Origin of the sequence: Brachybacterium squillarum M-6-3 (assembly GCF_000225825.1) — a bacterium.
GTDB lineage: Bacteria > Actinomycetota > Actinomycetes > Actinomycetales > Dermabacteraceae > Brachybacterium > Brachybacterium squillarum.
Genome location: NZ_AGBX01000001.1, coordinates 313,745 through 338,888, shown reverse-complemented (window position 1 = coordinate 338,888; position 25,144 = coordinate 313,745). Strand labels below are relative to the sequence as shown.

23 protein-coding genes and 2 tRNA genes are annotated in these 25,144 nt (G+C 72.6%); 6 read left to right on the top strand and 19 right to left on the bottom strand.

All coding sequences use genetic code 11. The features are described 5' to 3' along the window. Positions 1 to 204 precede the first annotated feature (204 nt). The 3 genes from OM98_RS01625 to OM98_RS01615 all read right to left on the bottom strand — a co-directional run bounded on the left by OM98_RS01625 (position 205) and on the right by OM98_RS01615 (position 2,185). Positions 205 to 277 (bottom strand) — tRNA-Arg (locus OM98_RS01625). Between the two features lie 135 nt (positions 278 to 412). Further along, a complete protein-coding gene (locus tag OM98_RS01620) occupies positions 413 to 1,471 on the bottom strand; it encodes an LppM family (lipo)protein (protein ID WP_010532815.1) in 1,059 nt (352 codons plus the stop codon). A gap of 228 nt (positions 1,472 to 1,699) precedes the next feature. Further along, positions 1,700 to 2,185, bottom strand: a complete 486-nt coding sequence (locus OM98_RS01615; RefSeq protein WP_010532814.1) for a cell division protein CrgA — start codon at positions 2,183 to 2,185, stop codon at positions 1,700 to 1,702. Between the two features lie 121 nt (positions 2,186 to 2,306). Between OM98_RS01615 and OM98_RS01610 the strand changes: the two genes are divergently transcribed. Next, entirely contained in the window at positions 2,307 to 3,077 is a 771-nt protein-coding gene (locus tag OM98_RS01610) for a DUF881 domain-containing protein (protein ID WP_245528699.1), read from the top strand. Between the two features lie 32 nt (positions 3,078 to 3,109). On the opposite strand, the gene OM98_RS01605 is transcribed toward OM98_RS01610, so the two are convergent. From OM98_RS01605 to OM98_RS01565, 9 genes are all read right to left on the bottom strand, one after another. Continuing rightward, positions 3,110 to 3,769, bottom strand: a complete 660-nt coding sequence (locus OM98_RS01605) for an anthranilate synthase component II (RefSeq protein WP_010532812.1) — start codon at positions 3,767 to 3,769, stop codon at positions 3,110 to 3,112. Next, positions 3,762 to 5,906 carry a Stk1 family PASTA domain-containing Ser/Thr kinase gene (pknB, locus tag OM98_RS01600; RefSeq protein WP_010532811.1) on the bottom strand — a complete coding sequence of 715 codons (2,145 nt, stop codon included), beginning with the start codon at positions 5,904 to 5,906 and terminating at the stop codon, positions 3,762 to 3,764. The genes OM98_RS01605 and pknB overlap by 8 nt, the downstream gene beginning before the upstream one ends. Next, complete coding sequence (locus OM98_RS01595; RefSeq protein WP_033194802.1) at positions 5,903 to 7,465, bottom strand: serine/threonine-protein kinase; 1,563 nt, start codon at positions 7,463 to 7,465, stop codon at positions 5,903 to 5,905. Before OM98_RS01595 ends, pknB begins: the two co-directional genes overlap by 4 nt. After that, positions 7,462 to 8,907, bottom strand: coding sequence for a peptidoglycan D,D-transpeptidase FtsI family protein (locus tag OM98_RS01590; protein ID WP_010532809.1), 1,446 nt, complete (start codon positions 8,905 to 8,907; stop codon positions 7,462 to 7,464). The genes OM98_RS01595 and OM98_RS01590 overlap by 4 nt, the downstream gene beginning before the upstream one ends. Next, entirely contained in the window at positions 8,904 to 10,292 is a 1,389-nt protein-coding gene (locus tag OM98_RS01585) for an FtsW/RodA/SpoVE family cell cycle protein (RefSeq protein WP_010532808.1), read from the bottom strand. Before OM98_RS01585 ends, OM98_RS01590 begins: the two co-directional genes overlap by 4 nt. Continuing rightward, a complete protein-coding gene (locus OM98_RS01580) occupies positions 10,292 to 11,635 on the bottom strand; it encodes a PP2C family protein-serine/threonine phosphatase (protein ID WP_010532807.1) in 1,344 nt (447 codons plus the stop codon). Before OM98_RS01580 ends, OM98_RS01585 begins: the two co-directional genes overlap by 1 nt. Next, positions 11,632 to 12,141: an FHA domain-containing protein FhaB/FipA gene (locus tag OM98_RS01575; RefSeq protein WP_010532806.1), complete on the bottom strand. Its 510-nt coding sequence runs from the start codon at positions 12,139 to 12,141 to the stop codon at positions 11,632 to 11,634. Before OM98_RS01575 ends, OM98_RS01580 begins: the two co-directional genes overlap by 4 nt. Before the next feature lie 7 nt (positions 12,142 to 12,148). After that, positions 12,149 to 12,859, bottom strand: coding sequence for an FHA domain-containing protein (locus OM98_RS01570; protein ID WP_010532805.1), 711 nt, complete (start codon positions 12,857 to 12,859; stop codon positions 12,149 to 12,151). Positions 12,860 to 13,044: 185 nt separating this feature from the next. Beyond that, positions 13,045 to 13,809, bottom strand: coding sequence for a L,D-transpeptidase family protein (locus OM98_RS01565; protein WP_010532804.1), 765 nt, complete (start codon positions 13,807 to 13,809; stop codon positions 13,045 to 13,047). A gap of 250 nt (positions 13,810 to 14,059) precedes the next feature. Here OM98_RS01565 and OM98_RS01560 point away from each other — a divergent pair, with 250 nt between their 5' ends. After that, complete coding sequence (locus OM98_RS01560) at positions 14,060 to 14,914, top strand: serine hydrolase domain-containing protein (protein WP_010532803.1); 855 nt, start codon at positions 14,060 to 14,062, stop codon at positions 14,912 to 14,914. Between the two features lie 125 nt (positions 14,915 to 15,039). Next, a complete protein-coding gene (locus tag OM98_RS01555) occupies positions 15,040 to 15,420 on the top strand; it encodes a DUF3817 domain-containing protein (RefSeq protein ID WP_010532802.1) in 381 nt (126 codons plus the stop codon). A gap of 45 nt (positions 15,421 to 15,465) precedes the next feature. Here OM98_RS01555 and OM98_RS01550 read toward each other — a convergent pair whose 3' ends face one another. Continuing rightward, on the bottom strand, positions 15,466 to 15,813 hold the full coding sequence (locus OM98_RS01550) for a MazG nucleotide pyrophosphohydrolase domain-containing protein (RefSeq protein WP_010532801.1): 348 nt from the start codon (positions 15,811 to 15,813) through the stop codon (positions 15,466 to 15,468). 56 nt (positions 15,814 to 15,869) lie between these two features. Further along, positions 15,870 to 16,745 carry a dihydropteroate synthase gene (gene folP / locus OM98_RS01545; protein ID WP_010532800.1) on the bottom strand — a complete coding sequence of 292 codons (876 nt, stop codon included), beginning with the start codon at positions 16,743 to 16,745 and terminating at the stop codon, positions 15,870 to 15,872. Between the two features lie 252 nt (positions 16,746 to 16,997). On the opposite strand from folP, the gene OM98_RS01540 reads away from it, so the two are divergent. Next, positions 16,998 to 18,146: an NAD-dependent epimerase/dehydratase family protein gene (locus OM98_RS01540; protein WP_010532799.1), complete on the top strand. Its 1,149-nt coding sequence runs from the start codon at positions 16,998 to 17,000 to the stop codon at positions 18,144 to 18,146. Between the two features lie 10 nt (positions 18,147 to 18,156). Beyond that, on the top strand, positions 18,157 to 19,275 hold the full coding sequence (locus tag OM98_RS01535) for a glycosyltransferase family 4 protein (protein WP_010532798.1): 1,119 nt from the start codon (positions 18,157 to 18,159) through the stop codon (positions 19,273 to 19,275). Between the two features lie 38 nt (positions 19,276 to 19,313). On the opposite strand, the gene OM98_RS01530 is transcribed toward OM98_RS01535, so the two are convergent. The 5 genes from OM98_RS01530 to dctP all read right to left on the bottom strand — a co-directional run bounded on the left by OM98_RS01530 (position 19,314) and on the right by dctP (position 23,304). Beyond that, positions 19,314 to 19,988 carry a pentapeptide repeat-containing protein gene (locus OM98_RS01530; RefSeq protein ID WP_010532797.1) on the bottom strand — a complete coding sequence of 225 codons (675 nt, stop codon included), beginning with the start codon at positions 19,986 to 19,988 and terminating at the stop codon, positions 19,314 to 19,316. Positions 19,989 to 20,228: 240 nt separating this feature from the next. Beyond that, positions 20,229 to 20,302: transfer RNA gene (locus OM98_RS01525), tRNA-Met, on the bottom strand. 89 nt (positions 20,303 to 20,391) lie between these two features. Further along, positions 20,392 to 21,714, bottom strand: a complete 1,323-nt coding sequence (locus tag OM98_RS01520; protein WP_010532796.1) for a TRAP transporter large permease — start codon at positions 21,712 to 21,714, stop codon at positions 20,392 to 20,394. Between the two features lies 1 nt (position 21,715). Then, positions 21,716 to 22,237 (bottom strand): TRAP transporter small permease, encoded by a 522-nt coding sequence (locus OM98_RS01515; RefSeq protein ID WP_010532795.1) that lies wholly within the window; start codon positions 22,235 to 22,237, stop codon positions 21,716 to 21,718. Then, the gene (gene dctP, locus OM98_RS01510; RefSeq protein ID WP_010532794.1) at positions 22,237 to 23,304 is read right to left on the bottom strand and encodes a TRAP transporter substrate-binding protein DctP; all 1,068 of its coding nucleotides are present in this window, start codon (positions 23,302 to 23,304) and stop codon (positions 22,237 to 22,239) included. The genes OM98_RS01515 and dctP overlap by 1 nt, the downstream gene beginning before the upstream one ends. 321 nt (positions 23,305 to 23,625) lie before the next feature. Here dctP and OM98_RS01505 point away from each other — a divergent pair, with 321 nt between their 5' ends. Continuing rightward, positions 23,626 to 25,050, top strand: a complete 1,425-nt coding sequence (locus tag OM98_RS01505; RefSeq protein WP_033194869.1) for a tagaturonate epimerase family protein — start codon at positions 23,626 to 23,628, stop codon at positions 25,048 to 25,050. Positions 25,051 to 25,144 lie beyond the last annotated feature (94 nt).

Sequence of the window (25,144 nt, the reverse complement as noted above, 5' to 3'; positions counted from 1 at the left end):
GCGCCGTGCTGGAGTCCTGGGGCTCGGTGCGCGAGGCCCTGGCCGCCGGTCCGCAGCAGGTCAGCCGCGTGGACTAAGCGCCCCCGGAACGCTGAGGGCCGGGCACCCACCACGGAGATGGGTGCCCGGCCCCGAGCCGGATCCGGCGAACGGTCCCGGACAACGAAAAACCAGCGGGATGCGAACATCACCGCTGGTCAGACGTGCGCCCGGAGGGATTCGAACCCCCAACCTTCTGATCCGTAGTCAGATGCTCTATCCGTTAAGCTACGGGCGCTTGTCGGCCGAACCGACCTGCATAACTCTAGTGGTTCCGCCCGGTCGGGGCCAATCAGGGACCCATGAAGCTGCTCACACCGGCTGCGGGGACGGAGGCGCCCGGCCCAGCGGGTCCGGGCGCCCCCCGCGCGTCTCAGCCCTGTCCGCCGGGCTGCTGCCCACGCTGCTGGTCGGGGTGGTCCCAGGGCTGCGGCGCCGGCTTCTGCGGGCCGTGCACCGACGGCGGTGCGGCCGGCCCGCCCTGCTCGCCGGGCTGCGGGGCCAGGGGAGGCGAGGGCTGCTGAGTGTCGTCCGCGGGCGCCGGTGTGCCCCAGCCCCTGGAGCCCTGCGATGGCTGCGGGGCACCCTGCGACGCGGCGGAGGAGCCGCCCCAGGGTGCGGAGCCCTGAGGCGCCGGCGGCGAGGCCTGGCCGGCCTGTGGCGGCTGCCCACCCCTGGAGGGCGAGGACGGCGGTGCGGCCTGTCCCTGGCCCCAGCTTCCGCCCTGCGGCGAGGCACCCGGGGTGTGCCCGACACCGCCGCCCCCGCGACGGTTGCGCACGATCAGGAAGATCGCCACGGCGACCACGGCCACCAGCAGCAGGCCCACCACCACGGCGACGATCACGATGATCAGCCAGGGGAACCCGCCCGCCTCGGCGGTGATCTCGACCCCGACGTTGAACTCGACGGGGTCGGAGAAGACCACGGTGTTCCCGTCGATCTCCCCGCCGCTGGCCTCGATGACGTCGCCGGGGAAGGTGAAGCTGACACGGAAGTCGAAGGCGTCGGTGTCGTAGTAGGTCCCGTAGAGGTCCAGATCGGACTGGGAGACGCCGAGACCGCTGCCGAGGCTGAGGGTCAGTTCCCCACCCTCCTCGGTGAGGTTCAGGTCGGCGCCGAAGTCCTCGGCGGTGGCGATCCCCTCGGCGCGGCAGCCCCACATGCCGTTCTCCTCGTAGGGCTCCCACTGAGCCGAGTCCAGGCTGCTGGACTCCTCGCCGCTGGCGTCGGTGCAGAAGTCCTCGGCCGAGGTGTACCCGCCGTCCTCGAGGGCCTGGGACTCGAAGGCGACGTCCATCGAGATGTTGATGGTCGAGGCGTCGACGATCTCGACGTCCGCGTTCAGGCGCCCGCACCCCGCGAGCACCAGGAGGAAGGGGAGGAGGAGCAGGGCGGCCAGTCGTCGCCGCCGAGCCGGGATGATGTGCATGGCGCCCCCGTCGGTGTCGGTGATCCACGGGGCACGACCCGCCCCCTGGTCGCCTCACCCTATCCAGTGGCGCAGGTCACGCGAGTATCCGCCATGATGACGCAACCCGATCGTTGCCGGTACCCACGGGAATCGGGAGGAGTCCGGCGCGCGGGAAGACCATGGGCCTTCGTGGCGGGGGGCACGGTCCGGCCGACGGGCCGACAGGGCGCGGGGCGCGGGGCGCGGCTACTTCCAGAACATCAGCATGCCGCCGCCGGCGAGCATCACGCCGAAGCCCACCGCGAGGTTCCAGTCGCCGATGGGCAGCGGCACGGTGCCCGCCGAGAGGTAGTACACGACCAGGTACAGCAGACCCAGGATCAGCAGGGTGACGGCGGTCGGCGCCAGCCAGGCGGGGTTCGGGGCGACGGCGGCCACGCGGCGGCGGCCGGTGCGGGCGCCCTCCGCGGCGGCCGAGCGCTGCCGCGAGGCGGGCGTGGCGTCCTTGGCCTTCTCGGGGACCTCCCCGCCGGGGGCGCGCTTGGCCCGCACGGGATCCTTCGCGGACCGCTTGGCGCGCTTGTCCTTCGCGGCGCCCTTCGCATCGTCTGCGGTGTCCGTGTCCTCGGCGTCGGTCGCCTCGGCGGCGGTGTCGTCCTCGAGCTCCTCGGGCGAGGGCGCGGCGGCCTTCGACCTCGCACGCGTGGTCGGCTTCCGCTTCTTGCTCGCCATGGGTGGGTACTCCTCGAATCGCCGCGCGCGGGCCGTGCCGCGCGGGCCCGCGACACGGGCCGTGGCCTAGGGTAATAGGGGCGGCCTGAGCACGCGAGACGAGGCCGCCGGAGGGGTGACGGTGGACGAGGGGACCGAGGAGCAGGCGCAGCGCGCCGGGCCCGACACCGAGGAGCGCCTGGAGACCCACCGCCCTTGGGGCGGACGCCTCGGACTGGCCGTCGTGATGGCCCTGTGCGGGGTGCTGTTCGTGACCACCGCACGCCTGGCCGGCGGGGACTCCCTGCGCGAGGACTCCGGGGACGTCGCCTCCCTGCTGCGCGACCGCGAGCAGGCCATCGCCGCGCTGGACGAGGAGGCCGCCACCAAGCGCAGCGAGATCGACGAGCTCACCGCCGCGGGCGCCGACGCCGACACCGGCCGGCAGCTCGAGACGGTCGCCGACGCCGTGGGTCTCAGCGAGGTGCGCGGCCCCGCCCTGCGCATCACCCTCACCGACGCCCCCACCAGCACCCTGCAGACGATGGACGGCATCGAGGCCAACGACCTCGTGGTCCACCAGCAGGACATGGAGGCCTTCATCAACGCCCTCTGGGCCGGCGGCGCCGAGGCGATGATGCTGCAGGACCAGCGGGTGGTGGCCGGCAGCGCCTTCCGCTGCGCCGGGAACACCCTGCTGCTGGAGGGCCGGGTCTACTCCCCACCCTTCGTGATCACCGCCGTCGGCCCCACCGAGGAGATGCTCGCCGCCCTCGACGCCGCCCCGGGCGTGCAGGTCTACCGGGAATGGGTGGACTACGTGGGCCTCGGGGAGCGCACCGAGACGCTGGAGGAGACCACCCTGCCGGCCTTCGACGGCACCCTCACCCTGGACGCCGCTTCCGCCCGCTGACGGTCATCGGCGCCCGCTGACGGGCCTGGCGCTCAGCCGGCGGCGAGCAGCGGCGCCAGGCCGCGGGAGCGCTCGACGGCGTCGATCCCGTCGCACAGCTCCAGGAAGCGCGCCAGGATCAGGTGGCCGTGCTCGGTGAGCACCGACTCGGGGTGGAACTGCACGCCGTGCAGGGGAAGCTCCCGGTGGGCGAGGCCCATCACGACGCCGTCGGCGGTCCAGGCGGTCACCTCGAGCGCCGCGGGCACCGTCTCCGGCACCACGGTGAGGGAGTGGTAGCGGGTGGCCGTCATCGGGCTCGGCACCCCGTCGAAGACGCTCGCGCCGTCATGGGAGAGCACGCTGGTGCGGCCGTGCATGAGCTGCGGCGCGTGGGTGACGGTGCCGCCGTAGAACTCGCCGAGGGCCTGATGGCCCAGGCACACCCCGAGCATCGGCACCTCCTGCTCGGCGCAGCGGCCGATCACCTCGAGGGAGCTGCCGGCGGTCTGCGGGTTGCCGGGGCCGGGGGAGACCAGCACCCCGTCGAAGCCGGTGAGGTCCACGGACCCCTCGGCGGTGGTGGGCACCGCGTCGTTGCGCACCACGGTGCACACGGCTCCCATCTGCTCGAGGTAGCCGACGATGGTGAACACGAAGCTGTCGTAGTTGTCGATCACCAGCACCCGGGCGCCGGTCGCCTGCTCACTCATCGCCACCCTCCTCGGCGTTCTCGTCCTCGGCCTCCTCGGAGGTCTGCTCCTCCTGGGTGGTCTCCTCCTCGGTGGTCTGCTCCTCCTCGGTGGTGGTCTCCTCGGGGGTGGTCGGCTCCTCGGTCTCCTCGGGGCCGGTGGAGAGCACCAGGGTGATCGTCGCGCCCTCCTCGACCTCGGAGTTCGCCTCCGGATCGGTGCGGATCACGGAGCCCTCGGCGACGGAGTCGGAGGCCTCGCGCTCGGTTCTGATGCCGAAGCCGGCATCGCCGAGCACCTGGCGGGCGTCCTCCTCGGTGCGGCCGGTGACATTGGGGACGGTCACCGGGCCGGGCTCGGCGGCGACCACGATCTGCACGGTCGAGCCGACCGCCTGCGAGGACTCCGCCGGCGGGGTCTGGGAGGTGACGGTGCCTGCGGTGGCGTCCTCGGACTCGGCCTCGGTGACGTCGACCTCGAAGCCGGCGCTCTCGAGCATCTCGGTGGCGCTCTCCTGCGTCTGCCCGACGACGTTCGGGACGGTGTAGTTTCCGGTGGCGACCCACACCTCCACCTCCTCGCCGGGGGTGGCGGTGTCGCCGGACTGCGGATCGGAGCGGATGACCTCGTCCGCCTCGGTGCCGGCCTGGTCCTCCTCGCCGGCCACGGACATGCTCAGGCCGACCTCCTCGAGGGCGGACTCGGCCTCGGACTCGCTCATGCCGGTCACGTCCGGCACGTCCACGGGGGAGGGGCCGGCGGAGACGGTCACGGCGACGGTGGAGCCGGCATCGACCTCCTGGCCCTCGCCCGGGTCCGAGGAGATGACGGTGCCGTCGTCGACGTCCTCGGAGGCCTCCTCGGTGTACTCGCCCTCCAGACCCGCCTCGTCGAGCAGGGCCTCGGCATCCTCCTGGGTCTCCCCGGCCAGGGCCGGGACGGCCACCTGCTCCGGCCCGTCCGTGCCGAAGGGGTCGAGGTACCACAGCAGCGCCCCGAGCAGGGCGAGCACGGCGACGATGACGAGCATCAGCAGCCACCAGGGGCGCTTCGGCTCCTCCTCCTCCTCGACCTCCTGCGCCGGGTGCGGCGCGGGGGAGCCCGCCGGGGTGGGCGAGCCGGTGGAAAGGCTGCCGGTGGAGGCCATCCCGACCCCCGCGGCAACGCCCGCGGCGGCGGGCAGCACGGCGGTGGGTCCGGTGACGGGGATCGAGTCGGTGGAGTCCTCCACCGAGCCCAGCACGGTGGTCTCCTCGGCCTCCGCGCCGACGGGCACGGCGCCGCCCACCAGGCGGGGCTCGCGGCCGGAGATGACGGCGGCGATGTCCCGGGAGAAGGCGACGGCGCTCGGGTAGCGCTCCTCGCGGTCCTTGGCCAGACCCGTGAGGATCACGGCGTCCATCGCCGGGGTGACGGCCGGGTTGTAGGCCGAGGGCGCCGCCGGGTCCTCCCGCACGTGCTGGTACGCGATCGAGACGGGGGTGTCGCCGGTGAAGGGCGGGCGCCCGGTCAGCATCTCGAACATGACGCAGGCGGCCGAGTAGATGTCGGAGCGGGCGTCGACGAGCTGTCCGCGGGCCTGCTCGGGAGAGAGGTACTGAGCGGTGCCCATCACGGCCTGGGTGGCGGTCATCGCGCTGGTAGCGTCGGCGACCGCGCGGGCGATGCCGAAGTCCATCACCTTCACCGCGCCGGTGTCGGTGATCATCACGTTGCCGGGCTTGATGTCCCGGTGGACGATGCCGGCGCGATGGGAGTACTCCAGGGCGCTGAGCAGCGCCGCCATGATCTCCCCGGCCTTCGCGGCGTCCATCGGGTGCTCGGGGTCGATGTGCTCGCGCAGGGTGGTGCCCTGGACGTACTCCATGACGATGTACGGGATCGTCATCTCGGCGCCGGTGACGGAGGTCTGGTGCTCCTCGCCGGTGTCGTACACCGCGACGATCGAGGGGTGGTTCAGGGCGGCGGCGCTCTGCGCCTCGCGGCGGAAGCGCTCCTGGAAGGAGTCGTCGCGGGCGAGGTCCGAGCGCAGCACCTTCACGGCCACCGTGCGGTGCAGGCGGGTGTCCTCCGCGAGGTACACCTCGGCCATGCCGCCGTGCCCGAGCAGACGCCCGAGCCGGTAGCGTCCGCCGAGGACCAGTTCGTTCTCGCTCACTGCTGTTCCGTCCTCACGTCCGTGCACGGGCGGGGATCGACCCCGATCGCCGGGACCATCCTAGGGGCTGCCAGCATCCCGACCGCGGCCAGGGTGCCCTGGGCGGGGACCGTCGACGCGGCGGCGGAGGCCGCCGAGATCGGCAGCAGACCCAGCCCGCCGATGATCGCGACCGCGATCACGACCAGCAGGATCACGATCAGGACCAGGCCGGGCAGGGACATGCCGCCCATGCGTCGACCGGTGGAGGTGCCGCGCACCGTCCTCTCCGAGGTGGGGGTGTCCACGCCGTCCAGCGCCCGCGGGGACCCCGGCGAACGGCGCGGCCCGGAGGAGCCGGACGCTCCCGGACCCGAGCTCCTCGGGGCGGAGGACTCCCCGGGCAGGGGAGCCGGCGCCGGGGAGGCCGCCGAGCGGGCCGAGGAGGCCGACGACGCCGAGTGGGCTGACGGGGCCGAGGCGGCCGAGGGGGCCGAGCGGGCCGAGCGGCGCGAGGCCGAGGAGGCCGAGCCGCCCGAGCGGTGCCGGATGCCCCGTCCGCGGCCGGACAGCGGCAGCGGCATCGCCGCGGTACGGGTCTTGCCCTCCCGGGCCGCGGATCCGCCCGAGGCGGCCGAGGTGCCCGAGGACGCCGAGGCGGAGCGCGCGGCGCTGCCGGCGGCGGTCTCCCCGGTCCAGTCGTGGTCCTCCACCCGGGTCACGGGGATCGCTCCGGTGGTGAAGCGGGGCTCCACGCCGCGCTGGATGGCCTCGAGGATCCGGGCCACCGCCGCCGCCGAGCGGGGACGGTTCGCGGGCGCCTTCGCGAGGGCCATCATCACCAGCTGCCGCAGGTCCGGGTTGATCGACTCCGGCAGCTTCGGCGGCTGCTGCTTGACCTGCGCCATCGCGATGTCGACCTGGCTGGAGCCGGTGAAGGGGCGGTGCCCCACCAGCATCTCGTAGGCCACGATCCCGAGGGCGTAGATGTCCGAGAGGGAGGTGGCCTGCTTGCCCATCGCCTGCTCGGGGGAGAGGTACTGGGCGGTGCCCATCACCAGGCCGGTCTTGGTGAGCTTGGTCTGGTCCGCGCTGCGGGCGATGCCGAAGTCGGTGATCTTCATGGACCAGCCGTTCTTCTCGTCCACCAGCACGTTCTCGGGCTTCACGTCGCGGTGCACGACGCCCTTGGCGTGGGCGGCGTCCAGCGCCCGGGCCAGCTCGATCAGCACGGTGATCACGCGCTTCTCGGGCAGCCCGCCGGGGTTCTCCTCGATGATGTCCGAGAGCGGACGGCCCGGGCAGAGCTCCATCACGATGTAGGCGCGGCCGTCGATCTCCCCGTAGTCGTACAGGGCGGCGATCGCGTCGTGGGAGAGGGCGGCCGTGTGGCGGGCCTCGGCCCGGAAGCGCTTGAGGAAGCCCTCGTCGAAGGCGTACTCCTCGCGCAGCACCTTGATCGCCACGTCCCGGTCCAGCTCGCGGTCGCGGCCCTTCCAGACCTGCCCCATGCCGCCGGTGGCGATCAGCGAGGTCAGCTCGTAGCGACCCTCGAGCACCAGTCCTGCTGCCGTCCTCATCCGCCGACCACCGCCTCCATCACGTCCTGGGCGACCGGTGCCGCCGTCGTCGACCCGTATCCGCCCTCCTCGACCACCACGGCCACGGCCACCTGCTGATCCCCGGCGTCGGCGTAGCCCACGAACCAGGAGTGCGCGGCGCGGTCCTCGCCCCATTCGGCGGTGCCGGTCTTGCCGCCCACCTCGACGCCGTCGATGGCGGCGGCGGTGCCCGTGCCGTCCTCGACCACGCCGACCATCATCTGCCGCAGCAGCGCCGCGTTCGAGGCGCTCATCGGCTGCCCCTGCTCCCGGGGGCTGAGCGCCGTGATCGTGGAGAGGTCGTTGGTGCGCACCTCCTGCACAAGCTGCGGCTGCATCACCACGCCGTCGTTCGCGGCGCCGGCGGCGACCATCGCCATCTGCATCGGGGTGACGCGGGTGTCGTACTGGCCGATGCCGGTGCTGGCGAGCTGCGCGCTGTTGAGGTCCGAGCCCATCGTGGAGGGGGTCACGGACATCGGGATCGAGAGGTCCTGGCCGAAGCCGAACTCCTCCGCGGTGGCGGAGAGCTCGTCCTCGCCCAGCTCGTTGGCCAACAGCGCGAAGGAGGTGTTGCAGGACTGCTCGAGGGCCGACATCAGCGTCGACTCGTCGTTCGGTCCGCAGGCCTCCTGGTTGCCGCCGGCGTGGTTGTTCATCACCGAGGAGGTGTTGGGCAGCGTGTAGGTGCCCGGGCCCGGGATCACCGTGTCCGGGGTGTACTCGCCGGTCTCCAGGGCGGACGCGGCCACCACCAGCTTGAAGGAGGAGCCCGGCGGGTAGAGGTCGCCGGAGATCGCCCGGTTGGTCAGGGGGCTGTCCTCGTCGGCGTTCAGCTCGCTCCAAGCCTGCTGCACCTCGGAGCTGGAGTGCGAGGCCAGCTCGTTGGGGTCGTAGCTGGGGGTGGAGACCATCGCCAGGATCGCGCCGGTCTCGGGGTCCAGCGCCACCACGGCGCCCTTGCGGTCGCCCATCGCCTCGGCGGCGGCCCGCTGCGCGCCCGAGTCCAGGGTCAGCTCGACGGTGGCGCCCTGGCCCTGCTCGCCCGAGAGGATATCGGAGATGCGCTGGTAGAACAGCGCGTCCGCCTCGCCGGAGAGGGTGTCGTTCAGGGCGTTCTCGATCCCGGAGAAGCCGTAGACCACGGAGTAGTAGCCGGTGGCATGGGCGTACAGGCTGCCGGGGTCGTATGAGCGCTGGTAGCCGTAGGTGTCGTCGGACTCGCTGGAGGAGGCCACGGCCTCGCCGTCCACCACGATCGGGCCGCGGTGGCGGCCGAACTCGTTGTAGATGGCGCGGGCGTTGCGGCCGTCGGCGTTCAGACGGCCCTGGGCGATCACCTGGAAGTAGGTGGTGGAGGCGAACAGCAGCGCGAACAGCACGCTGATCACGAGCCAGACGTGGCGCAGGGGGCGGTTCATGCGGGCACCTCCGCGTCGCGTCGGCCGGGGGCGGGCAGGTCGCCCTGGAGCTGGCGGGCGGCGGGGCGGCGGGCCGCGTCCGAGAGCCGCACCAGGATCCCGGCGATGATCCAGTTGCACACCAGGGAGCTGCCTCCCGCGGCCAGGAACGGCAGGGTCAGGCCGGTCAGGGGGATCACCCGGGTGACGCCGCCGACGACGACGAAGACCTGCAGGGCCATCACGAAGCCGAGGCCCGCGGCCAGCAGGGTGCCGAAGCCGTCGGAGATGCCGACGGCGGCGCGCAGCGCGCGCTGCACCAGCAGCAGGTACAGCAGCAGCACGGCGAAGGCGCCGACCAGGCCCAGCTCCTCGGCCATCGAGGTGAAGATGTAGTCGGACTCGGCGAAGGGCACCACGTCGGGGCGGCCCGTGCCCAGACCGGCCCCGGTGATGCCGCCGTTGGCCAGGCCGAACAGGCCGGCGTTGACCTGCCCGCAGGCGTCGAAGTTCTCGCTGGCCAGGGGGTCCAGCCAGCAGGTGAGGCGGCGGCGGACGTGCCCCATCTGGGTGGCGGCGAAGACGGCGGGCGGCAGGAACATGACGGCGCCGATGATCAGCCAGCTCAGCCGGTCGGTGGCGACGTACAGCATCGCCACGAACAGGCCGAAGAACATCAGCGAGGTGCCCAGGTCGGTCTCGAACACGAGCACGGCCATCGCGAAGCCCCAGGCCACCAGGATCGGCCCGAAGTCGGACCAGCGCGGCAGGCGCACGCCCAGCACCTTCGGCCCGGCCAGGGCGAGGGTGTCGCGGCGGGAGACCAGGTAGCCGGCGAAGAAGACGGCGAAGGCGATCTTGGCGAGCTCGGCGGGCTGGAAGGAGTTGCCGGCGATGGAGATCCAGATCCGCGAGCCGTTGCGCTCGGCGCCCAGGCCCGGCACCAGGGGCATCAGCAGCAGGATGCCGCCGGCCGCGGCGAAGGTCCAGGTGTAGCGGCGCAGCCAGCGGTGGTCGCGCAGCAGTGCCAGCACGGTCACGCAGAGGATCACGCCGACCACGGCCCAGATCATCTGCCGGGTGGCGACGGAGGTCTCCTGGTCGGAGTAGAGCAGATTCGCGGAGTCCACGCTCGAGATCACGGCGATGCCGATCATGTTCAGCAGCACCACCAGCGGCAGGATCACCGGGTCCGCGTAGGGCGCGCGCAGGCTCACCACCACCTGCAGGGCCGCGGCCAGCACGAGGGCGCCGATCGCGACGACGGGCAGGTCCGCGGGCACCTCCTCGAAGCGGCCGAGGCCCACCAGGGCGTAGGCGGTCACGCCGATGGCGACGGCGAACAGCAGCAGCAGGCCCTGCAGGGTGCGGCGAGGCCGGGCGGTGTAGGAGACGATCGTCGCCATCAACCCTCCTCGCTGCTCGGGGTGTCCTCCGGGGTGCTCGCCGGGGTGGAGGAGGCGTCCTCCGTGGCGGACTCGGCGGGGGTGGTGCTCTCCAACGGGGTCTCGGTGGCCTCCGGGTCCAGGGGCAGGGAGGTCACGGCGGCGCGCTCGAGCCGCTCGACGATGGCGTCGGCGGACTCGCGGTCGCTCGCGGAGATGGTGGCCTCGACCTGGTCCTGGGTGACCGCCGGCAGGTCGGACATCTCGATGTCGGTGACCTCGACGGCGCTGGACAGGGAGACCGGGCCGAGGTCCTCGGACAGGCCCTGGTAGACGACCACGCGGGTGCCGTCGGTGCCGACGTAGTACTGCTGCTGGGACCAGGCGTAGCCCGCCCACAGCGCCCCGCCGAGCACCCCGATCAGCAGCAGCACCGCCACCAGGGCGGGCCAGGGGCTGCGCCGGGGCGGCTCCTCGCCGAAGTCCTCGTCCTGGTAGGGCGCCTCGCCCTCCTCGCGGGTGAGCGCGGCGGCCTTCGCGGCCGGCCCGGAGCCGAGGCTCGGACGGTGCCGGTTGCGGGCGGCGGAGCCCACGATCTGCGGGGTGGAGGTGGGGGACTCGGAGTGCCGCGGCAGCCGGTCCAGGTCCACCACGTCCGCGATGATGCAGGTGATGTTGTCGGGGCCGCCGCCGCGCAGGGCGAGCCGCACCAGCTCGTCGGCGCACTCGCCGGGGTCCTCGATCTCGGCCAGGGTGGCGTCGATGGTGTCGAAGGAGACCAGGCCGGAGAGACCGTCCGAGCACAGCAGCCAGCGGTCGCCCACCCGCGCCGAGCGCAGGGAGAGGTCGAGCTCGGGGTCGGCGTCCACGTCGCCCAGCACGCGCATCAGCACGGAGCGCTGGGGGTGGCGCTCGGCCTCCTCCTCGGTGAGCCGGCCCTCGTCCAGCAGTCGCTGCACGAAGGTGTGGTCCTTGGTGACCTGGGTGGTCTCGCCGCCGCGCCGCAGGTAGGCGCGGGAGTCGCCGATGTGGGCGAGGGCGAACTTGTCCTCGGCCCGCAGCAGCGCGGTGATGGTGGTGCCCAGGCCCGCGAGCTGCGGCTCGTCCCGGGCGCGGCGCAGGATCTCCTGGTTCGCGGCGAGCACCGACTCCTCGAGGGTGGCGACGATGTCGGAGGCGGGGGTGTCGGAGTCCAGGCGGGCCAGGTGGCCGATCGCCACCGAGGAGGCGACGTCGCCGCCCGCGTGGCCGCCCATGCCGTCGGCCACCACCAGCAGGTGGCTGCCGGCGTAGCCGGAGTCCTGGTTGTTGGAGCGGACCAGGCCGACGTCGGAGCGGGCGGCGTAGCGCAGGGCGATGGTCATCGGGGCCCTCGCCTCAGCTCGATCTCCGTGCGGCCGATGCGCACCTGCGCGCCGGGTCGGAAGGGCACGGCCCCCTCGATCCGGCGGCCGGAGACCAGCGTGCCGTTGGTCGAGCCGAGGTCCTCCACGATCCACTCGCCGTCGCGCTCGTAGACCCGGGCGTGGCGGTTGGAGGCGTAGTCGTCGTCCAGCACCAGGGTGCATTCGGGGGCGCGGCCGATGAGGATCGGGGTGGAGCCGAGGGTGATGGAGGTGCCGCGCAGCGGACCCGCCGTGACCACCAGCGAGGTGGTGGTGACGTTCGGGTCGGTGCGCTGGTCGCCCATCTGGGCGGGGGCGGAGGGGTTCGCCGCGGGGCGCTGGTCCCGGCGGGGGTCCTTGCTGGAGCGGTTCACCACGGTGGTGCCGAAGAGGTCGCCGCGCAGGATCAGCAGCACGGCGATCACGAAGAGCCACAGCGCCAGCACGAAGCCGAGGCGCAGGGCGACGATGGTCAGTTCACTCATGGGCGGCTCACCAGGTCGAGGGGGCGGCGTCGGGGAGCTTCACGGTCAGGCGGGTGCGGCCGATCTTCACCAGCGAACGGTCCTGCAGGGCGACGGGCGTGCGGATGCGCTCGCCGTCCACGAAGGTGCCGTTGGTGGAGCCGAGGTCGGTGCCGATCAGGGTGCCGTCCTCCTCGGTGCGCAGCTCCAGGTGGTGCCGGGAGACGCCGGTGTCCTCGAGGATGATGTCGGAGTCGCCGCCGCGGCCGATCACGGTGACCGGGCCGGTGAGCAGGTACTGCTGACCGTCGATCTCGATGATGGGGTGGCCGCCCGCGCCGCTGCCGGCGGCGGTGGCCGGGGCGACGCTGCCGCGCTCGGTGCGGGACTCGGTCTCGAAGCGGCCGGGCTTGACCTCGTCGTCCTGCTCGAGGTCGACGCTGACGGCTCCGACGAACATGTAGCGCTGCTTCTCGGCGTGCTCCATGACCACGCGCTGGAGCTCCTCGATGAGGGTCTCCTGCCAGGAGGAGAAGCGCTCGAAGTCCTGCGAGTGCAGGTAGACGGTGTAGACGTTCGGGGCCAGGGTGCGCGCCCGGTCCAGCACCTGGATCTGGTCGTCGCACTCGCGCTTGAGGCCCTGGGCGAGGTCGAGCGGCTTCAACTGGCCGCGTCCCGGCGAGAACACGCTCGTCACGCCGCGGTCGAGCCCTCGCTCGATCCGGTCCAAGATGCCCACGGTATCCCTGCTCTCCTGCTGTTCCGGCCCAGGCGTCGACGGGGAGGTCGACGGGCTTGTCGCCCCACGATCGTAGCGCGGGACCTGGTCAGGACGTGAGTGATGGCGCGGCGGGGCGGCGGGGGATTCGTGCAGGCCTGGTGAAGACGCCGGGGCCGCCCGGATCGGGCGGCCCCGGCGGCGGCTCAGGAGTGGATCAGCACCCGCCGGCCCTTCCGGAACCATGACCGGTCCCAGAGGTGGTCGCAGGCGGCGGTGGAGATCCGGCTGCAGCCGTGGCTGGCCGGGTAGGGCGGGATGGAGGTGGAGCCGTGCATGGCCCAGCCGCGGTCGTAGTACCCGGGGCGGTAGAGGGTGCCGAGCGGGGCGCGCTGCCAGCCGCGGCTGGGGAAGCGGAACATCGAGAAGTCGCCCTTCGGGGTGGTGGCCGTCTTCCAGCGGCCCCCCGAGTAGTAGCGCTTCCCGCTGCCGGTGGAGGTGTTCAGGATGTACGTCAGGCGGCCGCCCGAGATGCACATCAGCAGCTGCTCGGAGAGGTCGACCTCGAAGGCCGTGCCGGAGCGGATCGTCGGGCGCGGGCGGGTGTCGCGGTCCAGCGCCCGGTGGGTCTTGGGGCCGACCACCCCGTCGGCCTTCAGGTCGGCGGCCTTCTGCAGCGCCCAGACGGCCTGCTGGGTGAGGTGGCCGAAGCTGCCGTCGGCCCGTCCGCACCAGTAGCCGAGGTCGGCCAGGTTCCGCTGCAGGCGGCCGACGGAGGAGCCGCGGCTGCCGCGGCGCAGGGTCGGGGCGGCATCGGCCGGGCCGATGCCGAGGGCGAGGGAGACGGTCATCGTGCCGGCCCCGAGCAGGAGCAGTCGCCGACCCGGGCGGGGCGCGGGGGTGGTGGTCGACCCGGGCTCGACGGCAGGCCGGGGTGCGGGCAGGAGGAGGGTGGATGGTGCGTGCGTCATGAGGAGGCCCCTGGTGGTGCGAGAGGTCCGGGAGCTCGTTCTCCCGGATCCTCGTCGTCATCATCGACAAGCCGAAAGAAAGTAAACCAGAGGTAAAAAGTGCAGGCCGCATGGAGGCTTGTGGAGAAATCTCCATACGCCCTGGTCGCGCCGGGAAAGGCGCATACGTCACGAAACGGTCTCTCGACGATCCGGGGGTGTCGACGCTGTCCGGTGACCGGTCCGGGGGCCGTGCGACCCTGGGCGGGTGATGACCTCCGACGCCCCTGCCGACCCCGTGGACCCCGCCGACACCGCTCATCCCGGGGGTATCCCCGTCGGGGTGGACTTCGCCCACGCCCTCGGGGTCTCCGACGCCGCCCGGACCCTGCACACCCAGGGCGCGCCGGAGCAGGTGTGGGATCTCGCCAGCGTCTCCAAGCCGATCGCCGCGCTCGGCGCCCTGGTGGCTGTCGAGCGCGGACTCCTCGAACTGGACGAGCCCGCCGGTCCGGAGGGGGCGACCGTGCGGCACCTGCTCGCGCACACCGCCGGCTACCCCTTCGAGGGCGAGGAGCCCGTCGCCGCCCCCGGCGCGCGGCGCATCTACTCCAACACCGGTTTCGAGGTGCTCGCCGCCCACCTCGAGGAGGCCACGGGCTACGACTACGCGGAGTGGATGGAGCAGACCGTGGTCGCGGGGCTCGGCATGGTCGACCTCGACGTCACCGGCTCCCCGGCCGCCGGCTACCGCGGCAGCATCCGCGACCTGCTCGCCGTCGGCCGCGAGCTGCTGGAGCCCACCCTGATCTCCCGGGACCTCTGGGAGCAGGCGAGGCGCGTCCAGTTCGAGGGCCTGGCCGGGATCCTGCCCGGCTACGGCCGGCAGAAGCCCAACGACTGGGGCCTCGGCGTCGAGATCCGCGGGAACAAGGACCCCCACTGGACCGGCTCGGGCAGCAGCCCCCGCACCGTCGGCCACTTCGGCCAGTCCGGCTCCTTCCTCTGGGCCGACCCCGAGCGCGGCCTCACCGCCGCCTTCCTCGGCGACCGCCCCTTCGGCGAGGATCACGTGCGGGTCTGGCCCGGCGTCACCGACGCGATCCTGGAGCGCTTCGGCTGCTGACCCCCCCCGCGCAGCCCGGGCCGGCGAGGTCCCGTGAGAGGCCCGTCACCCCTCCCGGCCGTGCCCAGGGACGCTCTGGGATCCTGGCGGCACCGACCCCCGACGCCCGCTTGGAGCCCGCCCGCATGAGCACCGCCGCCCCCGACCGCATCGCCGAGACCAGCGCCGCGCCGCGCGAGGCCGCGCCGCTCGGCCGGCTGTTCGCCGCGATCGCCTTCCTGGAGGCCTTCACCTGGGCGGGACTGCTGGTCGGGATGTTCCTGAAGTACGTCACCGGCACCACCGAGATCGGGGTATGGCTGTTCGGCCGCCTCCACGGCGGCGCCTTCATGCTCTACGTGGCCGTCACCCTCATCGCCGCCTGGAAGCTCCGCTGGCGCTGGTGGGTCGCGCTGTGCGCCCTCGCCGCCTCCATCCCGCCGCTGGTCACGGTCCCGCTGGAGCTGTGGCTGCGCCGCACCGGCCGTCTCGCCGCCCCGCAGGACCCCTCCTCCCCGCGCCGCTGAGGCAGGGCCCGGCAGCACGACCGCGGGCCGTCCGGCACCGGGCGGTCAGCCCTCGGGCTCGGCGGGCAGGAAGCCGCGCTCGCGGTGGAAGGCCTCGAAGTGCAGCCACTTCGCGGCCAGCGCCTGCTCGATGTCGATGCCCCGCATCCGCGCGTATACCAGCGCCATGCCCAGCACGTCGGCGAGCTCCACGGCGAGCTTCGCCTCCTGCTCGGCGGCATCGCCCTCCCGGGGGCGGCTCTGCCCCGTGACCGTGAGGTGCGCCTGGGTGAGCTCACCGAGCTCCTCGGTCAGCTTCAGCAGGGACCACTCGACGGTGCGGTCGATGTCGTAGTAGTCGGCGTATCCCCGCGAGACCGCGTCGATGCGATCGGCCCATTCGTTCAGCTCCATGCCGCCATCGTGCCACCGGGCGATCCCCGGTGACGGCGGCGCTCCGCGGCGGGCGCTCAGACGTTGTGGCGCAGCGGCCCGGCCGGCTCCCGCCAGCCCAGCAGCACCTCCGTCATCCGCGCCGCGCGCACGGTGGCGGCCACGTCGTGCACCCGCAGGATCCGCGCGCCGCGGGGGATGACCCAGCCGGCCGCGGCGAGCGAGCCCTCCAGGCGCTCCTCCTTGGGCAGGCCGAGCGTCTCGCCGATCACGTCCTTGCGGGACAGGGCCGCCAGCAGCGGCAGGCCGGGCGCGGTGAAGCGCTCCCAGCCGCGCAGCAGCGCGAGGGTGTGCTCGGTGGTCTTGTTCAGGTCCGGACCCGGGTCCAGCACGAGCCGCTCCCGGGTGATGCCCGCCGCGGTGGCGCGTTCCACCAGGTCGTGCAGCGCCACTTCCACCTCCGCGACCACGTCGTCGTAGGTGGGTCGGGGGAGCGGGGTGCGGGGCTCGGCCAGGGAGTGGGTGAGCACGATGGTGGCGCCGGTCGCGGCGGCCGTGGCCGCCATGCCCGGCCCGCGCAGGCCCGTGGTGTCGTTGATGATGTCCGCCCCCGCGGCGACCGCGGCCCGGGCGACCTCCGCCTGGAAGGTGTCCACCGAGAGCAGCACGCCGGGCAGCTCCTCCCGCAGCCGCCGGACCACGGGCACCACCCGCTCGATCTCCTCGGCGACCGGCAGCGCCTCGCCGGGGGCGAACTTCACCCCGCCCACGTCGATCACGTCGGCGCCCTGTGCGGCGGCGGCGTGCCCGGCCGCGACCGCCTGCTCCAGGCCGAAGGTGCGGCCGCGGTCGAAGAAGGAGTCCGGCGTGCGGTTCACGATCGCCATCACCAGCACCCGATGGGCGAGGTCCGGCAGGGGCCGGGGGCCGATCGGCCCGTCGTTCCCCTGCACGGCTCGCACCTCGGGTCTAGCCGGGGCGGATACGGTGGGGTCCTCAGCCGGGTTTCCGGCGATTCGTCCGTCGCCGGGGCCCTCGTCGGGTTCACGCGCCTCGGAGGTCATCGCCCGTCCCTTCGCTGTTCACCACGGGTGCGGACCGTCTTTGAGCGGCCTGCCCCCTGCATTACCGTGGAGCGGGAGCGACCCGCTCGCCCGGTGGCGATCCACGCGCGCCGGCCTAGAACATATCGGAGGACACTCGGAATGAAGATCGTCGTCGCCGGCGGAGACGGATTCTGCGGCTGGCCCACGGCCCTGTACCTCTCGCAGAAGGGTCACGAGGTCACCATCGTCGACAACCTGGTGCGGCGCGAGATCGACGAGGAGCTGGGCTCGAACTCCATGACCCCGATCCTCCCCCTCGAGGAGCGCGTGCAGGTCTGGAAGGAGGTCTCCGGCAAGGACATCGACGTCGTCATCGGCGACCTCACCGACTACGAGACCGTCGCCGGGATCTTCCGCGACCTGCAGCCCGAGGCCTTCGTGCACTTCGCCGAGCACCGCAGCGCCCCCTACTCGATGATCGACCGCGAGCACGCGATCGAGAACCACCGCAACAACGTCGAGGGCACCCTGAACGTGCTGTGGGCGATCAAGGACTTCGCCCCCGACTGCCACCTCGTCAAGCTCGGCACGATGGGCGAGTACGGCCAGCCGAACATCGACATCGAGGAGGGCTGGATCGAGATCGAGCACAAGGGCCGCACGGACCGCCTGCCGTTCCCCAAGCAGCCGGGCTCCTTCTACCACCTCACCAAGGTGCACGACAGCGACAACATCATGTTCGCCTGCCGCATCTGGGGCGTGCGCGCCACCGACCTCAACCAGGGCGTCGTCTACGGCCTCGAGACCGACGAGACCCGGCTCGACCCGCGCCTGGTCAACCGCTTCGACTACGACGCCGTGTTCGGCACCGCCCTGAACCGCTTCCTGATCCAGGCGGCCATCGGCCACGACCTCACCGTCTACGGCAACGGGTCCCAGACCCGCGGCTACCTGGACATCCAGGACACCGTGCGCTGCATCGAGATCGCCTGCGAGAACCCCGCCGACCGCGGCGAGTTCCGGGTCTACAACCAGTTCACCGAGCAGTTCTCCGTCAAGGAGCTGGCCGAGAAGGTCGCCCAGGTCGCCCGCGACCAGGGCCTGGACGCCCAGCTCGCCGAGACCGAGAACCCGCGCGTGGAGAAGTACGACCACTACTACAACGCGGTCAACACCAACCTGCTGGACCTGGGCCTGGAGCCGCACCTGCTCACCGACGAGCACCTCGCCGAGGTGCTGGCCGTGGCGCGCGAGAACGCCGACCGTGTCAAGCGCGAGCTCGTCATGCCGACCGTCACCTGGAAGTGAGCCCCGTCCCGTGAAGATCGCGATCGTCACGGAGACCTTCCTGCCCTCCGTCGACGGCGTGGTGACCCGCCTGCGCCACGCCGTCGAACGGTTCACGGATCTCGGGCACGAGGTCATGGTGGTCGCCCCCGAGCTCGGGGTCACCGAGCACCATGGAGCGCGGGTGGTCGGCATCCGCCCGGTGACGTTGCCGTTCTACAAGCACCGGCGCTTCACCCTGCCCAGCCCCACCGTGGACGGCATCATCCGGGGCTTCCACCCCGACGTGGTCCACGCCGCCCAGCCGATCCTGCTGGCCTCCTCCGGGGCCTACGCCGCCAAGCGGCAGCGGATCCCGCTGGTCGCGAGCTACCACACGCACATCCCGCGCTACCTCGACCTGTACACGGCGTGGAAGTGGGGCAAGCCCGCGGTGTGGTGGCAGATCAAGCGCAACCACGCCCTGGCCGACGTGAACATCGCGACCTCGCAGACCATGCGCGACGAGCTGGCCGGCAAGGGCATCGAGAACCTGCACGTGCTGCGCCGTGGCGTGGACACCTACGGCTTCCGCCCCGACTTCGCCTCGGAGGCGATGCGGGAGCGCCTCACCCAGGGGCATCCGGAGAAGAAGCTGCTGGTCTTCGTCGGGCGCCTGGCGGCCGAGAAGGAGATCCACCGGCTGCGGCCGATGATGGACCGCCGCGATGACGTGGCCCTGGCCATCGTGGGCGACGGACCCTTCCGGGGCGAGCTGGAGGAGATGTTCGCGGGCACGCACACCCTGTTCCCCGGATTCATGGGGGGCGAGGAGCTGGCCACGGCCTTCGCCAGCGCCGACGGCTTCGTCTTCCCCTCGGTCACCGAGACCCTGGGACTGGTGATCCTCGAGGGCATGGCGAGCGGCCTGCCCGTGGTCGCCGCCCGCTCCGGCCCCACCATGGAGCAGGTCACCGACGGGGAGAACGGCCTGCTGTTCGACTCCGGCGACGAGGCCTCGCTGGATGCGGCCCTGGACCGGCTGGAGGACGCCGGGCTGGTGGCGCGCATCCGTGCCGCCGCCCGCGCCGAGGCCGAGAGCTTCTCTTGGGAGGCCGCCTCCGACGACCTGCTGCGCTACTACGAGATGGCCATCGCCAAGCACTCCTGAGCGAGGGACCCCGGCCCCTGGGACGTCGGGAAGCGGGCTCAGTCCCGCACCCGGATCGCCAGGTGCTCGGCCAGGGCCGGAGCCAGGTCCAACAGCGTCACCGGGTCCACGGTCGCCCCGCGCAGCCCGTCGATCCCGTGCAGGGCGCCCGGGCGCAGCCCCCGCAGGTCCACCGAGGACAGCCGGGCGCGGTGCAGGCTCAGCTCCTCGACTGTGCTGCCGGGCAGCGCCACCCGGGTGGCGCTCGCCTCGAAGAGGTCGAGGCTGCCGAGGGTGACGTCCTCGAGGCGCAGGTCCGCCACCTCGGCGCCGCGCAGGCTGAGCCAGTCGATCTTGCCCCCGCGGATCAGGAGCTGGCCGATGTGGGCGCCGTCGAGGGCGAGCGCCCCGATGCGGGCGCCGTCCAGCTCCACCTGCCGCCAGGAGGAGTCGGTGGCGCGCAGGGCGGAGGCCGCCGGGCGCAGCAGTCGGGTCTCGGTGAGCCGGGAGCCGCGCAGGTCGGTCTCGTGGGCCGTCAGCTCCACCAGCTCGCACTCGTCCAGGGCGAGGTCGGCGAGGTTCCAGCCGGAGACGTCGGCCGAGCCGATCCGCACCGCCTCCAGGGCCCGGCCGCCGAGCAGCAGCTCGGCGGGGCCGTCCTCCAGGTCGTGCAGGTCCAGGGCGGGGACGGCCGGGGCGGTGGGGCCGCCGGCAGCGCGGGAACGGGCGGACATCGGGCCTCCGGACGACGGGTGCGGGCCGGGGCATGCCCCGGACGGTCGGCCCGAGCGTATCGGCCGGCCCCGACAGGCCACGGGGTGGGGCAGGATCCGCCGTCGCCCGTCGCCCGTCGCCCGTCGCCCGTCGCCCGTCGCCCGTCGCCCGTCGCCCGGATCGAACTTATGTCCGCCTGGCTTCCACCAGCGGAAGTGAGGCGCGGGAAAGTTCGCCCGGGCCGGGCCGGGCCGGGGTCGACGCTCCGGCAGGATTCGAACCTGCGACCCACTCCTTATGGGGGAGCTGCTCTACCGGGCTGAGCTACGGAGCGCTGCGGGACCCACGGTGCCGCAGCGCGGCGGGCTTGGCCAGAGCCCCGTCACACGCCGTCGTGGGCCGTCATCCCCACCAGGTCGGTGCTTACTCCGGGACCTCGCTCAGCACGCCCAGCAGCTCGGGGAGGGCCAGGGAGATCTGCGGGACGAACAGCACCAGCAGCAGGCCCACGATGAGCGCCGCGAAGTAGGGCAGTAGCGCCTTCGAGACGCTCTCCACCCGCACCCCGCCGACCTTCGAGCCGACGAACAGGATCACGCCGACCGGCGGGGTGATCGTGCCCAGGCACAGGTTGAAGGTGATGATCATGCCGAAGTGGATCGGGTCCACGCCCAGCTCCGTCGCGATCGGCAGGAAGATCGGGGTGAAGATCAGGATCGCCGGGGTGGGGTCCATGAAGGTGCCCACCACCAGCAGGATCACCGTCATCAGCAGCAGGATCACCACCTCGGAGCCCGCCACCCCCAGCAGGGAGTAGGACACCATCTGCGGGATCAGCGCGAAGGACAGCACCCAGCTCAGCACCGAGGACACCGAGATCAGCAGCATCACCACGGCGGTGGTGCGGGCCGAGTCCAGCAAGATCGCGGGCAGGCGACGCAGGGTGAGCTTGCGGTAGGCGAAGCCCAGCACCAGGCAGTACACCACCGCGATCACGGCCGACTCGGTGGCGGTGAAGATCCCCGCCAGCAGGCCGCCGATCACGATCACCATCATCAGGATCGCCGGCAGCGCGGCCAGCAGCGCCCGCGCCGCGACCGCCACCGGGATCCGCTCCCGGGTGCCGCGCATCTCGGGCCGCCTCCGCGCCACCAGGGTCACCACCGCGAGGCAGGCGATCACCCACACCAGGCCCGGCCCGTAGCCGGCCACGAACAGCGCCGCCACCGAGGTGGAGGACACCAGGGAGTACACGATCAGGGTGTTCGAGGGCGGCAGCAGCATCCCCGAGGGGGCCGAGGCGACGTTCGCGGCCGCGGAGACGACGGGGTCGTAGCCCTCGCGGCGCTCCCGCGGCGCCATCGTCGAGCCGATCGCGGCGGCTGCCGCGACGCCGGCCCCGGAGACCGAGCCGAACAGGGCATTCGCCACGACGTTGGTCTGCGCCAGGCTGCCCGGCAGGCGCCCCACCAGGACTTTCGCGGCGTCGATGAGCTTCTCGGCGATGCCGCCGACGTTCATCAGGTTCCCCGCCAGGATGAAGAAGGGGATCGCCAGCAGGGTGAAGGAGCTGGAGCCGGTGACCATGCGCTGCGCGCCCACCAGCACCGCCTGCTCGGGACCGGCGACGGCGGTCAGGGCGACCAGGGAGGGCAGGCCGATGGCGATCGCGATCGGCGCGCCGATGGCGAGCAGCAGGAAGATCCCGATGACCAGGATCGTCGCGGCGAGGAGGGCCGGACCCATCTCATACACCCCCGGAGGTGTCGATGCCGTCGTCCAGCGTCGCCGTGGCCGTCAGCTCCTGGTCCCGCAGCAGCCGCCACAGGTCCTCCAGGGCGAACAGCGCGATCAGTGCCCCGGCGATCGGCAGGGCCAGGTACACCTGGCCGATGGTGAGCGGCGTGCCCGGCACCACCTGGGTCCAGGACAGTCCCACCGCCCGCAGTCCGCCCCAGACCAGGGCGGCCAGGGCGAACAGGGCCACGCCGGCCTGCACGAGCACGCCGATCCGGCGTCGTGCCCCCTCGGGCAGCCGGTCCACCAGGATGTCCACGGCCACGTGGCCGCGCTCGGCGAACACCAGGGTGAGGCCGAACAGGGACAGCCACACGAAGAGGTACTGGGCGATGGTGGTGGTCCAGCCGGAGGGGCGGCCCACCACCTGGCGGGTGAACACCTGCCACAGCACCACCAGCACCAGCACCGCGAACATGAGGATGCAGGTCCAGCGCAGGACGCCGACCAGCTGTGCGCGAAGGGTCCTCATCACGCGCCTCCTTCCGTGGGCGCGAGCGCCCGGATCGACTCGTAGAGCTGCTCGTCCTCCGCGGTGGTGAGGAAGGACCGCGCCACCTCCTCGTAGATGGGGGACCAGACCTCCGGCACGTCGGGCTCGGCCACCTGCACGCCGGCCTCCACCATCTGCGTCATCGTCGCCTCGGTCTCGGCGCGCCAGGTCTCCACGAAGGTGTCCTGCATGGCGGCGACGGTCGCGCGGAAGGCGTCCTCGTCGCCGCCGAGCTCCCGCAGCCGGGCGGCGTTGATGACCAGGTAGTCGAAGCCGACGAAGTGCGAGGTCAGGTTGTAGAAGCCGGCGATCTCGTAGTGCCGCTGGGTCCAGTAGGAGATCTCGTTGTTCTCGGCCCCGTCGAGCACCCCGGCCTGCAGCGCGGTGTACACCTCGCCGTAGGCCATGGGGGTGGGGGAGCCGCCCATCGCGCGGATCAGGTCGAGGAACACGTCGGACTCCTGCACCCGGATCTTGCGGCCGGTGAGGTCCTCGGGCGTCATCACGACGCCGCTGCTGGGGTAGACGTGGCGGGCGCCCTGGGTGAAGCCGCCCAGCACCATCAGGTTCGCCGAGTCCTCCAGGGAGGTGAAGACCTCCCCGGTGATGGCCTCGTCGGCCAGGGCGAGGGCCTGGTGGTCGATGTCGTCGAAGACGCCCGGCAGGTTCATGGGGCGGAAGCGGACCGAGAGGTTCTCCAGGGTGGTGGAGGAGATGACGGCCATGTCCACGGCGCCGTCGGAGACCAGCTGCACGACCTCCTGCTGCGCGCCGAGGGACTCGTTGGGGTAGACCCGGGAGCCGATGCGGCCGTCGGTGGCGGCGGCGAGGTCGTCCCCGAAGTCGACCAGGGCGCCGTAGCTGGGATGGGACTCGGCCTGGCCGAGGGCGATCGACAGCACCGTCTCGGCGTCCACCTGCATCTCCTCGGGTACGCCGCAGGAGGCCAGGCCCAGGGTGGCCAGCGGCGCGGCGGCCAGCAGGGCGCGCCGGCTCGGACGCCGCGGCGGGGACGCCGAGGGTCGCCGGGGTGGGGACGGACGCATGCGGGCACTCCTTCGTCGCCGGGCGCGCGGTCTCCGGCGGGGCGCGGGGGCGCCGGCGAGTCGGGGAACAGATCTCGGCGGCGCGGCCTCGGTGTCCGCTCTGACGGGCCGCGTCCGACAAACGTTTGCACATGATTCCGACACCCGGCAAGGGGTCATGGCTTGCGGTGGCAACCGCCGGGGCCGGGTGCGTCGTCCAGTGTGTCCGGGCGGCAACTCGTGGCGAGAGGGTGACGTGGCGGACTCGACGCCCTACCCTGGAAACGTTTGCAGGAGGTGGTGCCCGAGGACGTGCCGCCCGCCCCGACCCAGGAGGACCCCATGACCCTCAGCCACGAGCAGCTCACCGCCGACGTCCGCCGCGACCGCGAGGGCACCATGCTGGTGCTCACCTCCTCGGACCGCGAGGCGCTGGCACCCTTCGAGGGCGATGTCCGCGAGGTGGGGGAGGGCTTCGTGCTGGAGGGCCCCGCCTCCACCGCGAACGCCCGCGCCCTGCAGGCCGCGATCCCCGCGCTGCGCCCCGGCTTCGTCTCCGAGCACCGCACCTCGGTGGGCACCGGCGACCGCATCGGCCTGGCCACCGCCGGGCAGGCCCGAGCGCTCGCCGCCGTCGGCGGGGACGTGTTCCCCGTGCTGGCTCAGCAGTCCATCCGCGAGATGGACCGCCTGGGCCGCAGCGCCCGCGGGGTGATGGACGAGGCCGTGTTCGGCCTGGTCGAGGCCGGCTGGGACCGCGGCTTCGGTGCCGACTGCGACCACATCAAGTCCACCGAGGGCATCGACCGCGGCCTCGAGGCCGGCTTCGTCATGTTCACGCTCGACCCGGGCGACTACGTGCAGGACGTGACCGCCGGCGCCACCGAGGAGCAGGCCGCCGCGCTGCCCTGGGACGCGCTCGAGGACACCTTGGAGTACACTCTCGCCCGCTACGAGGGGCTGCGCCTGGACGTGGCCGGCGCCGAGATCGTGCCGAGCCGCGAGGACGTCATCACCGCGGCCGTGAAGTACGGCGGCGCGGTCGCGGAGGCCGCGCGCCTGTCGCGGCACCTGACCGAGCACGCGCAGCATCCGGTGGAGACCGAGATCGCCGTGGACGAGACCGCCTGGCAGACCTCCTTCTTCGAGCACTACTACCTGGCCACCGAGCTGACGAGGCTGGGCGTGCGGTGTTTCAGCTTCGCTCCGCGCTACGTCGACGGCTTCGAGAAGGGCCTCGAGTTCCGCGGCGACGTGGAGGAGCTGCGCAGCAACCTCGCCGCCCACCACGCCATCGGGGAACTGTTCGGCGGCTACAAGATCTCCCTGCACTCCGGCTCGGACAAGTTCTCCATCTACCCCCTGGCCGTGGAGGCCACCGATGGCCTGGTGCACCTGAAGACCTCCGGCACCAGCTACCTGGGCGCCCTCGAGGTGATCGCGGCTCACGACCCGGAGCTGTTCGCCGAGATCTGGCGGATCTCCCGCGAGGCCTACGGCCGCGCCGCCGCCTCCTACCAGGTGTCCGCCCAGGTGGAGGAGACCCCCGAGTCCCTCGACGGCGTGGACCTGCAGGCCCTCATCCACCAGGAGGACGGCCGCCAGATCCTCCACGTGGGCTACGGCGACTCCCTCACCTCCACCCTGGCCGACGGCACCCCGCTGGTCGAGCGCTTCCGCGCCGTGATCCGCGAGCATCACGAGGCCTACGGCGATGTGCTGGAGCCCCACCTGGCCCGCCACCTCGAGGCCTTCGCCCGCGCCTGAGTCGAGGGACGAGCGGCCGGGCCCCGTACCCGGTCCGGCCCTGCGCGCCCGGCCCGCCCCTCGCGCGGGCGCGACGGTCGTGCACGGTCGGCAG

Coding starts and splice junctions, on each gene's coding strand:
- OM98_RS01620 (WP_010532815.1), bottom strand. CDS start 1,471: ATGCACATCATCCCGGCTCGGCGGCGACGACTGGCCGCCCTGCTCCTC.
- OM98_RS01580 (WP_010532807.1), bottom strand. CDS start 11,635: ATGACCATCGCCCTGCGCTACGCCGCCCGCTCCGACGTCGGCCTGGTC.
- OM98_RS01575 (WP_010532806.1), bottom strand. CDS start 12,141: ATGAGTGAACTGACCATCGTCGCCCTGCGCCTCGGCTTCGTGCTGGCG.
- OM98_RS01565 (WP_010532804.1), bottom strand. CDS start 13,809: ATGACGCACGCACCATCCACCCTCCTCCTGCCCGCACCCCGGCCTGCC.
- OM98_RS01560 (WP_010532803.1), top strand. CDS start 14,060: ATGACCTCCGACGCCCCTGCCGACCCCGTGGACCCCGCCGACACCGCT.
- OM98_RS01590 (WP_010532809.1), bottom strand. CDS start 8,907: ATGAACCGCCCCCTGCGCCACGTCTGGCTCGTGATCAGCGTGCTGTTC.
- OM98_RS01615 (WP_010532814.1), bottom strand. CDS start 2,185: ATGGCGAGCAAGAAGCGGAAGCCGACCACGCGTGCGAGGTCGAAGGCC.
- OM98_RS01605 (WP_010532812.1), bottom strand. CDS start 3,769: ATGAGTGAGCAGGCGACCGGCGCCCGGGTGCTGGTGATCGACAACTAC.
- OM98_RS01530 (WP_010532797.1), bottom strand. CDS start 19,988: ATGTCCGCCCGTTCCCGCGCTGCCGGCGGCCCCACCGCCCCGGCCGTC.
- OM98_RS01550 (WP_010532801.1), bottom strand. CDS start 15,813: ATGGAGCTGAACGAATGGGCCGATCGCATCGACGCGGTCTCGCGGGGA.
- OM98_RS01595 (WP_033194802.1), bottom strand. CDS start 7,465: ATGAGGACGGCAGCAGGACTGGTGCTCGAGGGTCGCTACGAGCTGACC.
- OM98_RS01555 (WP_010532802.1), top strand. CDS start 15,040: ATGAGCACCGCCGCCCCCGACCGCATCGCCGAGACCAGCGCCGCGCCG.
- OM98_RS01540 (WP_010532799.1), top strand. CDS start 16,998: ATGAAGATCGTCGTCGCCGGCGGAGACGGATTCTGCGGCTGGCCCACG.
- OM98_RS01515 (WP_010532795.1), bottom strand. CDS start 22,237: ATGAGGACCCTTCGCGCACAGCTGGTCGGCGTCCTGCGCTGGACCTGC.
- dctP (WP_010532794.1), bottom strand. CDS start 23,304: ATGCGTCCGTCCCCACCCCGGCGACCCTCGGCGTCCCCGCCGCGGCGT.
- OM98_RS01505 (WP_033194869.1), top strand. CDS start 23,626: ATGACCCTCAGCCACGAGCAGCTCACCGCCGACGTCCGCCGCGACCGC.
- OM98_RS01520 (WP_010532796.1), bottom strand. CDS start 21,714: ATGGGTCCGGCCCTCCTCGCCGCGACGATCCTGGTCATCGGGATCTTC.
- OM98_RS01585 (WP_010532808.1), bottom strand. CDS start 10,292: ATGGCGACGATCGTCTCCTACACCGCCCGGCCTCGCCGCACCCTGCAG.